We start from the raw sequence: 9,734 nt of genomic DNA on the forward strand, positions 1-9,734 counted from the left end.
TAAGGTATTGAAGTGATGAAAACCAAGGACGGGACACAACCGTACGTCGACGCACCTGCTTCGCACGACAGGAAAGACGTGAGCACGAACGCCACTTCGGATTTTGCAAACGGAATGGTCGACGTTCTACGTTTTTTTTCAATGATCGGTTCAAATAAAAAGTCGATAACGAAATTTGTCGTTGTTTTCTTTGTATTGGGAATTGTGGTTAGTTTCGTTTTACCGGTCCGCTATCAGAGTAAGACACTCGTGCTTCCGCCCCAACAGGACAAAAGTTCACTTAGCAGCTTGGGTGGATTGTCTGCCCTCGCTGGACTTGGCAGAGTAAATCTGAAAAGCTCTGATGAACTTTATTTCGCGTTGTTAAAGAGCGAGGCGGTGGAAAATCAGATAATTGAAAAATTTTCCCTGCAAGAAAAGTGGCATGCCAAATATTTAGCTGACGTCCGAAAGAGACTCGAGCGCCAAGTTAAATTTACGAGCGATAAGAAGTCAGGGTTGGTAACCATCGAAGTAACCGATACTTCAGCGGGTTTTGCTGCTCAAGTATGCAATGCCTACGTCGAAGCATTCAAAACGCTGCTCGACCATCTCGCTGTGACCGACGCACAGCAACGTCGTCGCTTTTTTGAAGATCAAATAAACGCAACCCTGACAAAGATAAGTCAAGCACAGCTAAAGTTTTCACAAGAGAGTCAGCGTACAGGTGTCGTTAGCCTTGATGGGCAGGTTCAATCCGCCATTCGAGCGTCTGCGGAGTTGAGGACGCGAATTGCGTCTAGTGAGATAACTCTGTCGACGATGAAAACATATGCGACAGATATAAATCCGGATGTCGAGAAACTGCGTGCAGAAATTGCTGCGATGCAAGTGCAACTCGCAAATTTAGAGCAAGGCACTAAGTCTTCGGGGCAAAAGGGGGGCACCGACAGCGCATCCCTTGCGAATATTCGTGCTTTTGCCGATCTGAAATATCAGGAAGCATTGCTGAGTCCATTGCGGGCCCAGCTCGAAATGGCGAAAATCGATCAAGCTAAGGAAGGACCTCTCGTTCAACAGATTGACCTTGCTACCCCGGCGGAGAAAAAGAGTTCACCACAGCGTAGCTTGATTGTGATTGCGTTTTCTGCCATCGGATTTTTCTTAGGGATTTTCGTTTGTTGGATAAAGGAGCAAACAAGAGTAAATCCAGATCTAGCTGAGTATTGGACTTCGCTGAAATTGACGTGGAAGTTACGTTGAAAGTTGAGCCTAGACCAAGTAAAAACGCAAAATGACATCTTTCAAAGTTGCCTGTATCATTCCCACACGGAATGGCCGAGCTTTACTTGAGCGCCTACTTATCTCGTTGTCGACGCAAACAGCCGAATTTACAACTTTTATAATTGATTCGGATTCAAGCGACGGCACACGTGAAGTGGCGGAAAAATTTACGCCCAACGTCAAGAAGATCAAAGCGAAGAATTTCAATCATGGTGGTACTCGACAAAGTGTCGTCAATGAAAACCCCGGGTTTGATATTTACATTTTTCTCACGCAGGACACTTTTTTAGCGTCTTCAGACGCTATCGAGAAGATTCTGGAGCCTTTTGAGAATCCCGTTGTGGGAGCCGTTTGCGGGAGGCAATTGCCGCACGCAGATGCTTCCATTTTCGCTAAACATGCTCGATATTTTAATTATCCCGAAGCAGATGATTTGAAATTCAAGGTAGACATCGCACGTCTTGGTATAAAAGCTGCATTTTTATCAAATTCCTTCGCTGCGTATCGAGGTGCCGCTTTGGAAAGTGTAGGAGGTTTTCCGTCGGACGTCATTTTTGCTGAAGATATGTATGTTGCGGCGAAAATGATTCTGATCGGCTGGGGGATTTTTTACGCTGGCACTGCTACCTGTTTTCATTCTCATAATTATACGCTTAACGAGGAGTTTCGGCGTTACTTTGATATGGGGGTGTTTCATGCTCGCGAGACATGGATTGCGAATACGTTTGGAGACGCGGGAGGCGAGGGTGCGCGATTCGTCAAGTCCGAACTAGCATTTACTAAGGAAAATATCTTCTATTGGCCCGAATGCATCGTTAGGAACGCAGTAAAACTGATTGGATTCAAGCTTGGCCAAAATGAAGCGATCCTACCCTTTGCCGTGAAAAAAAACATTGGAATGTACAAAGGCTATTGGAAAAGATAACAAGATTTGCTTGCAGCTCCCGTCTTGAATATGAAATTTATAACTTGGTATGAAATATGAGGCGGGTGATTGGGAACGCTTTCTCGTTAGGCGCCGTACAAATTGTGAGTCAGCTTTTACCTTTGCTTTCCTTGCCTTACCTCGCAAGGACGCTAGGTGCTAGCGAGCTAGGGCGGCTAGGTTTCGCTCTGTCTATTGGCCAAATAATGATCACTATCACGGACTATGGATTCAATCTGAGCGGAGCGAAGTCTGCGTCAGTGAATCGTAACGACTCATTGAAGCTCACGCGTTTGTTTTGCTCCATCACATCCATACGCATCATATTGGCGATGCTTGGATTTGCTGTTTTCAGCGCATTCTATAAATCCAATTCTCGGTCGGATGAAGATTTTCATCTATTTCTAGCCGCTTATACTGCAGTTTTAGGAAACATCATTTTTCCCTTATGGTTCTTTCAAGGACTGGAGCAGTTGAAGTTCGTTAGCTTGGTGCAAATAATCTCTCGATTAGTGATGTTTTTATTGACTTTCGCGCTGATAAAAAGCCCAGAAGACGTTGTTATTGCATGTCTTCTGCAGTCGATTGGATACGTTATCGGTGCTATTGTCGTTTTACCTCTTTTATTCAGAATTCTTAATGTGTCTGACTTTTCTTGGGCGACGCTACTGGAAATCAGACAAGAGCTAAAATCGGGATGGAATTTATTCCTTTCTACCGCAGCTGTCAGTGCCTATTCTTCATGCAACACGTTCATCTTAGGATTTTTTGTATCGCCGGCTCTTTTAGGGCATTACAACATTGCAGAAAAGATGCTTCGTGGGATTGTGACCGTCTATGGCGCTATCAGTTCAGCAGTGTATCCACACGTTGTTGAGCTTGCAGCTCAATCGAAAGAAAAAGTTGTTAACTTCAACAAAAGATTGCTTTGGGCTTTTGGAGGGGCATCAGCGATTGTCGCGATTTTGATAATTATCTTGGCACCAACTGTAATTCCTTGGCTTTTCGGAGACAAATACTTACAGTCTATTAATATCTTGCAGGTGTTTAGCTTAATGTTTCCGCTGGTGGTCGTCTCCAATATACTTGGAATTTTGACAATGCTTCCATTCGGAATGGAGCGCTGTTTCAGCAGGATATTGATCATCTCTGCACTTCTTAATTTTCTGCTGTTTACGCCGATGATTAAGTTTTTCAGCGTGTCCGGCGCAGTGTGGGCGAACGTAATAATTGAGTGCTTTGTCACGCTGGCCATGGGAATAGCGCTCGTGAAATCCGGGTATATCTTGAAGTCAAAAGCGAGTATGAGGAAATGAATCAAAAATCTTTTTCGATCCAAAAATATGATTTGCTGATCGTTGGTGCTGGTTTTTCGGGTAGCGTTATTGCCAGAGAGTTAGCCGACGCCGGAAAGACTGTCTGTGTTATCGATAAGCGCGAGCACATTGGTGGAAACGCATTCGACAGTTACGATCAGAACGGCATTCTCGTTCATAATTACGGGCCGCATATCTTCCATGCAAATAGCGAAAAAATTGTTCGCTGGCTTTCGAAATTCACAAATTGGCGTTTTTACGAACATAGAGTGTTAGCTGTAGTCGACGGAGGATATTACCCGATCCCAATCAACAAGACGACTATTAACCAGCTATACGGTCTGGATCTAGACGAGTCCGGCGTTGCCGCGTACCTCGAAAGTGTGCGAATTCCAAAGGAGACTTTGAGTTCCAGCGAGGACGTCGTTTTGAATAGCGTTGGTCCCGACCTAGCAAATAAATTCTTCCGCGGATACACGAAGAAACAGTGGGGACTGGATCTGGCGGAATTAAGTGCCGGGGTCGCTGCGCGCATACCAACGCGAAGCAACGACGATGATCGCTATTTCAAAGATAGCTATCAACTGATGCCGGTAGACGGATACACTCGCATGTTTGAACGCATGTTGGATCATCGAAATATCCAGTTTTTCGGTGGACTCGATTTTTCGGACGTCAAAAATGAGTTTTCCTATGAAACATTAGTTTACTCCGGTCCGATAGACGAGTATTACGAGTTTATATATGGGAAATTGCCCTATAGGTCGTTGCGGTTCGAACATCAGCACAGGAGTGACGTAGACCAGCATCAACTGGTCGGTACTATTAATTATCCGAACGATTATGACTATACGCGTATCACCGAGTTTAAGCACCTTACGGGACAGGAAATCAAAGGAACATCGATTGTCGTAGAATATCCGCAGTCCGAAGGTGATCCTTATTATCCGATTCCGCGAAAGAAAAATGAAGAGCTGTTTCAGAAGTATAAAGCTCTATCTGAAGCCGATGAGAATGTTTTCTTTATAGGTCGTCTTGGTCAATATAGATATTACAATATGGACCAAGTGGTCGGTGCCGCGCTTGCTTTGGCAAGTCGGCTTAAAGCGTAATGTGGCTGAAAATATTTAAAATAGGGCACGTTGATGAAGATTGCGCATATACTGTCGGGTTTTCCGGTCGAATATGCTGGTGGCATAACTAACTACGTGCGAACCTTGATTTCGTCTCAAATCGATGATGGTCATGAGATTGTTTTAGTCTCGGCTTTAGGAGCTAATTCAAAAATTGATCCTCGAATCGAATTCATTGCAGTAAGTTGTGAGCGACCAGCCGATTTTTCGCACGTGGTTTCTGCGTGTTCAGAGCAGTTCGATGGTATTTACTCGAATTTGGTGCAAGCGGGAGTTGACATAGTTCATTTCCACACAATTTTCGGATTTTCGGAGAAATCGCTTAATGATTTCTCCTCGGGAACCTTGCCGTATGTAGTGAGCCTGCACGATTATTACATTGGATGCCCTAGAGTCTTTATGATGGATAAATGGGGTGGAATCTGTCATAGCATTGATGTAGAAAAATGCGTAAAATGCTGCGGCGTCTTAGATAATGTGCTCCTCTACAGAAGAGTCGCCCGAAAGATGAAGTTTGTACTGCCTGCCATAAGCGATAATAAAATAAGGCATCGCAAAGATATCATGGCGCGCTTTACGGGCAGCGCCGCCCGTTTGCTTCCAGTATCTGGGCGGGTCTCTGAGATTTACGCAGGCGTCTATCCGAATGGCTGTTATTCCGTAGTTCATATTGGCAACGAAAGCGCCAACGCAGTGGTTTTGCCAAAAATTGAAGCGGAGAAGATTCAAGTTACGTTCTTGGGCACCTTTAACCGACACAAAGGTGCTGATCTCTATATCGAACTCGCCGTTTTTTGTACTGCTAGAAATCGCAATATGGAATTTGGTTTCTACGGTAAATTAGAAGCTAATTATGAAAAACTGATTGAGGAAAGCCCGATCAAATTTCATGGCAAGTATCGCCCATCTGACATTCCGGCGATTCTATCAAAATCGGATATTGGAGTGGCCCTGCCAATTTGGGAGGACAATGGGCCGCAGGTTGTAATGGAGATGATCAATCATACAACGCCGGTTCTGGCTACGAGAAGAGGAGGCATTCCAGACTTTGTTCCAGCAGGAGGTGGGATCCTGTTTAATCCTTCCGATGACCGTGAGAAAATCGCAGCATTTGAACGAATTTCAAAATTAACTCGAGAAGATATTTCGGAAATGCGGTCGAAACTGGTGAAGCTGAAAACTCCAGCGATGCATGGGAAAGAAATCAATGAAGTCTACTCGGTGGTTATTAATGAAAAGAATGATTGAACGTTTGCAAAATTACAGGATCGAAAACGGAAATTGGATTTTTTATCTCTTTTTTCAGCTTTTTTTCAATCGTGTAAGAGTTGGATTTCAACGTTTCGCTCTTGGTGTGCATGATATTTATTTTCAGGGTACACCCAAGATCGTTGCTCGTTCTCACATAAGCTTCGGGGCTTCGTTTCAATGTGGCCGAGGCGCCTGGATCGAAAGCGTCTTCGATCAAAAAACGGGCCAATTCGGCATCGTTGAGTTTGGTCGTAACTTCGTTGCATCGGATAGTCTCCATGTTGCTGCCCTTCGATCGATCAAAATCGGGAACGATGTTTTGGTTGGCAGTCACGTGCTGATTTCAGACCATTCTCATGGATCGTATTCCTTGAGGGGGGATAATTTTTCCGACATTCCGCCCAATGCACGTCCGATTATTAGTAAAGGTGGAATTTCGATAGCGGATAACGTGTGGATTTGCGATGGTGTGAAGATTTTGGCTGGTGTCAGCATCGGCAAAGGAGCCATTATCGCAGCTAATACTGTGGTGCGAGAGGACGTGCCGCCTGGTGCCATTTATGGAAATAAGGAAAAAGCTGAAATAATATTAATTTAATCAAATAAAAATGATGAAATTTTTGCTGACAGTTGCAATTCCGACTTATAAGCGTCCGGATTTTCTTTTTTCCTGTTTGACCAGCGTTTACCAATCGATTAGAGGTGAACCCGTCGAAGTTCTCGTAATGGACGATTCGACAGATTCAACCAACGACAATGTAAAAAAAGCTTTTTCTAAAGCGGTTTGGATATCAAACAAAAAAAATCTCGGTATTGATGGAAATATTTGTGCATGCGTTAAAAATGCATCTGCAGATTATGTCTGGCTCATTGGGGAAGATGATCTTATGCGAAATGATTCTATTTATAAAGCATTGGATGTCATCCGATCAAATAAGGGTTATTCGTTCATTTTCGCAAATTATTCCTATATTACGGCCGATCATAAGAGAGTTCTTCGATCGAAATCGATTGATATTGAAAGCGGTCCTATGCTTTTTCAGAAGTTTTTTGAAAATTATCTATGGTCCGCTGGATTTATTGGTGGTTGCATTATAAATCGGTCAAAGTTTTTGGCAACGGACTACAATGAATTCATTGGTACCTACTACGCGCATGTGGCTGGCATTTGTTTGTCATCCGTCGGTACCGAAATTTACACAATCAGCGAACCAAGCGTTGGTAATCGTGTTGGTGACGCATCTACTTTTACATGGTCAGATGACTCATTTGGTGTTTTCCAGGGTTGGCGTGTGCTTCTGCTACGCTTGAAGTCGGTTTTTGGAGAAAAATCTTTTGACCGTTCGTACGTAAGCCACACCGCTGCGCACGGATACTTAAATGTAAAGTTTCTAATGAATAAAAAAGCCGACGGCGGCCTTGGTGAAATATATCGATGCTCTACGAAAAATCCTTTGGTCGAGAGCGTGGAGAGAATAAAGATCTCATTTGTTCATTATTTCATTCCCCGATTCTTTTGTCGGTATGCGCGCGCCGTTTATGCACGATTTCGCAGAAGAAATTTACTTCCGTTTTCGAAATGAACAATTTGTTATGCTTATGAAAAGTATTGACCCGACTTCAAGGTATGTGAGATTAGGTGTATGGGTCGCAGTACTATGGGTAGTTGCAGCAATGCCTGATATCGTGCAAACATCGTTTGGAAATCGTGCAGATAATAGCATTTCTTTCTCTCCTTCTTGGCTGAAAGCTATTCGCGATCTGGTGACATTGGCAGTTTTTATAAGTGTATCAAATGAGTCGGTGCGTAGTTTTTACATTTTCCGTATCGTTGCCTTATTTGTTGCTGCTTTGTATTCTGTGACAGCGATTGCGCGGGGAATTTCGATCGATATAGCAATACGAGGTGTTGATTGGATCCCGGTATTGGTTTGGTCAGCAACTATGAGCGAAGATCGCGTTGAAGACTCTAAGGAGTTAATACGTGGTTTGTTTAAAATACTGATCCCTGCGTCGTTGCTTGTATCTTTGTTTTTGGGATTTTTCGGTACCGGAATGTATTTTGAGAGTGTCTTGGGCTACCAACGTAATCCCGGCCTATTTCTTACGCCATCTGCGACAGCGTTTGTCTCTTGCTTATCGTTTATATTCTTCCGAACTGCCGGTACAAAATTGAAGGCTCTTGCATTGATTTCTGGAGCTCTGACGTTGAGTGGTGTGTTTTATATTAATGCAATGATGCTTTTTGGGAAGCTACCACGTTATTTTTATTGGATAATAACGGTTTTGGCGGTTTTATTTTGGATTTTTGGTTTGGAAAATGTTATTAAAATAATTGCTTCGATCGCCGGTGGCGTTAGAAGCGATACGGCAATATCTTTAACTTTGCTGACGCGATTTGACATTATTTTTGAGGCAATAAGCAAGTTCATGTTCTTCGGGAATTATCCTGTCGGCCTCAATGTTGCTGCTAATCAAAATTTAGATAGTTTTTATCCAGATAACGCAGTATTGGCCGCGGTTTATGCGTTTGGTGTAATTGGGATTTTAGGTGTCTGTTGGATTGTGTGGATGTCTAGGAATAATAAGGTGGTCGGCGGCACAATCCTATTGCTTATCGCTAGTTTTTTTATGTTTGGTTTGAGAATATGTTATTTGCTGGATTGGTCGGATTTCTAATAAACAGAAATTATATTTCGTTGGATGAAAAAAATAAAATGAAAATGCTTTTTGTGCTTCCGTTCATGCCTGGAAAGAATTCTGATCAGGCGGGCCATAGACTGGCATTTTCTAATATCTTTGATGCTGCTATTGGCGCAGAGGTATCGCTATTTGTGATTTTAACAAAGGCTGAGTTGCCATCGGATGACCTTAAAAATCTTTGTCTAGGAGGTATCCACATTCACCGAATCAGTAGATTAGATTTTATTTTTAATTGTATTTTCCAATTTCCGTCGATTTATTTTAGATTTTTGACTCGTGCAAGTAAGCGTATTTTTAAAAGCTTGCGGCACGTCGTTGATGCTGCGCGTTATGACGAAATTCGATTTGAATTTTCACAAACATTGTTTTATTCAAGCTATTTGCGTCGAACGCTCGGAGATAGATGCCCGGTATTGAATTTGTCAGTGCATGATCTCCAGTTCCAATTGGTCTTGCGTCGAAAGATCGAAGGATTGTTATCAAAATGGGTTTGGTTGACTGAGCGGATGCTTCTGAATTCGGCAGACGTGATCACTGTTCTTTCGGAAAAGGATAAGGTTTTTGTTAATTATCTATTGGATGTTCCCCGTCGGGTGAAGGTTGAAGCGCCAAAGATTAATGTTTTGTTCGATGCTATAAAGGTTCGGCGTGGAAATGTGGTCGCACAGCCCAATACGATTCTTTATTGGGGGGCGATGAATAGAGTTGAAAATGAGGATGCTGTTGTTCATTTTTATCAAACGACCCTAATTCGCCTTCACGAGAATGGTTATTTTTTCAAGCTTTTAGTGGTTGGGTCAAGGCCAAGCGAGCGTTTGAAAGCCCTCGCTTCAAAACTGATAACGGTTACAGGATTTGTGGATGACCCTTCGGACTATTTTTTGCAAGCGTCAATTGCCGTTATCCCGCTCCGTTTGGGAGCTGGAGTCAAAATTAAAACTTTAGAGTTAAAGGCGTCAGGAATCCCTTTGATTCTCTCGACCCCGATCGGTGCCGAGGGTGTAGGTGGCGAAGAAGCGTCTCTGCACGTTATTGGATTAGAAAACTTCTACGAAGAATTGCGAAGTAGGTATGTAACGGTTCAGTGAGCGTTAATCAGGTTTTATGTGGGCGGATTCAACCGGTCACTGCCACACCCCGATA

9 protein-coding genes are annotated in these 9,734 nt (G+C 43.2%); all 9 read left to right on the plus strand.

Features of this window, described 5'->3' with window-relative positions; all coding sequences use genetic code 11:
* Positions 1 to 15 precede the first annotated feature (15 nt).
* The gene (locus tag WM40_RS20405; protein ID WP_024903812.1) at positions 16 to 1,242 is read left to right on the plus strand and encodes a GumC family protein; all 1,227 of its coding nucleotides are present in this window, start codon (positions 16 to 18) and stop codon (positions 1,240 to 1,242) included.
* A gap of 31 nt (positions 1,243 to 1,273) precedes the next feature.
* Positions 1,274 to 2,188 carry a glycosyltransferase family 2 protein gene (locus WM40_RS20410; protein WP_036010280.1) on the plus strand — a complete coding sequence of 305 codons (915 nt, stop codon included), beginning with the start codon at positions 1,274 to 1,276 and terminating at the stop codon, positions 2,186 to 2,188.
* A 56-nt stretch (positions 2,189 to 2,244) separates the two neighbouring features.
* Positions 2,245 to 3,504 carry an oligosaccharide flippase family protein gene (locus tag WM40_RS20415; RefSeq protein ID WP_046153806.1) on the plus strand — a complete coding sequence of 420 codons (1,260 nt, stop codon included), beginning with the start codon at positions 2,245 to 2,247 and terminating at the stop codon, positions 3,502 to 3,504.
* Positions 3,501 to 4,616, plus strand: a complete 1,116-nt coding sequence (glf, locus tag WM40_RS20420) for a UDP-galactopyranose mutase (protein ID WP_046153807.1) — start codon at positions 3,501 to 3,503, stop codon at positions 4,614 to 4,616. The genes WM40_RS20415 and glf overlap by 4 nt, the downstream gene beginning before the upstream one ends.
* 33 nt (positions 4,617 to 4,649) lie before the next feature.
* Positions 4,650 to 5,885, plus strand: coding sequence for a glycosyltransferase (locus WM40_RS20425; protein WP_024903815.1), 1,236 nt, complete (start codon positions 4,650 to 4,652; stop codon positions 5,883 to 5,885).
* Positions 5,878 to 6,486 (plus strand): acyltransferase, encoded by a 609-nt coding sequence (locus WM40_RS20430; protein WP_024903816.1) that lies wholly within the window; start codon positions 5,878 to 5,880, stop codon positions 6,484 to 6,486. The genes WM40_RS20425 and WM40_RS20430 overlap by 8 nt, the downstream gene beginning before the upstream one ends.
* A 10-nt stretch (positions 6,487 to 6,496) precedes the next feature.
* Positions 6,497 to 7,471: a glycosyltransferase family 2 protein gene (locus tag WM40_RS20435; protein WP_046153809.1), complete on the plus strand. Its 975-nt coding sequence runs from the start codon at positions 6,497 to 6,499 to the stop codon at positions 7,469 to 7,471.
* Positions 7,472 to 7,562: 91 nt separating this feature from the next.
* A complete protein-coding gene (locus WM40_RS20440) occupies positions 7,563 to 8,567 on the plus strand; it encodes a hypothetical protein (protein WP_157685875.1) in 1,005 nt (334 codons plus the stop codon).
* Positions 8,568 to 8,587: 20 nt separating this feature from the next.
* On the plus strand, positions 8,588 to 9,679 hold the full coding sequence (locus WM40_RS28965; RefSeq protein ID WP_236693619.1) for a glycosyltransferase: 1,092 nt from the start codon (positions 8,588 to 8,590) through the stop codon (positions 9,677 to 9,679).
* Positions 9,680 to 9,734 lie beyond the last annotated feature (55 nt).

The organism is Robbsia andropogonis, from assembly GCF_000970345.1.
GTDB classification, from domain to species: Bacteria; Pseudomonadota; Gammaproteobacteria; order Burkholderiales; family Burkholderiaceae; genus Robbsia; species Robbsia andropogonis.

Bases quoted from the DNA above. Each gene is read 5' to 3' on its own strand.
- WM40_RS20430 (WP_024903816.1), top strand. From the start codon at position 5,878: ATGATTGAACGTTTGCAAAATTACAGGATCGAAAACGGAAATTGGATT.
- WM40_RS20440 (WP_157685875.1), top strand. From the start codon at position 7,563: ATGCCTGATATCGTGCAAACATCGTTTGGAAATCGTGCAGATAATAGC.
- WM40_RS20425 (WP_024903815.1), top strand. From the start codon at position 4,650: ATGAAGATTGCGCATATACTGTCGGGTTTTCCGGTCGAATATGCTGGT.
- WM40_RS20410 (WP_036010280.1), top strand. From the start codon at position 1,274: ATGACATCTTTCAAAGTTGCCTGTATCATTCCCACACGGAATGGCCGA.
- WM40_RS20415 (WP_046153806.1), top strand. From the start codon at position 2,245: ATGAGGCGGGTGATTGGGAACGCTTTCTCGTTAGGCGCCGTACAAATT.
- glf (WP_046153807.1), top strand. From the start codon at position 3,501: ATGAATCAAAAATCTTTTTCGATCCAAAAATATGATTTGCTGATCGTT.
- WM40_RS20405 (WP_024903812.1), top strand. From the start codon at position 16: ATGAAAACCAAGGACGGGACACAACCGTACGTCGACGCACCTGCTTCG.
- WM40_RS20435 (WP_046153809.1), top strand. From the start codon at position 6,497: ATGATGAAATTTTTGCTGACAGTTGCAATTCCGACTTATAAGCGTCCG.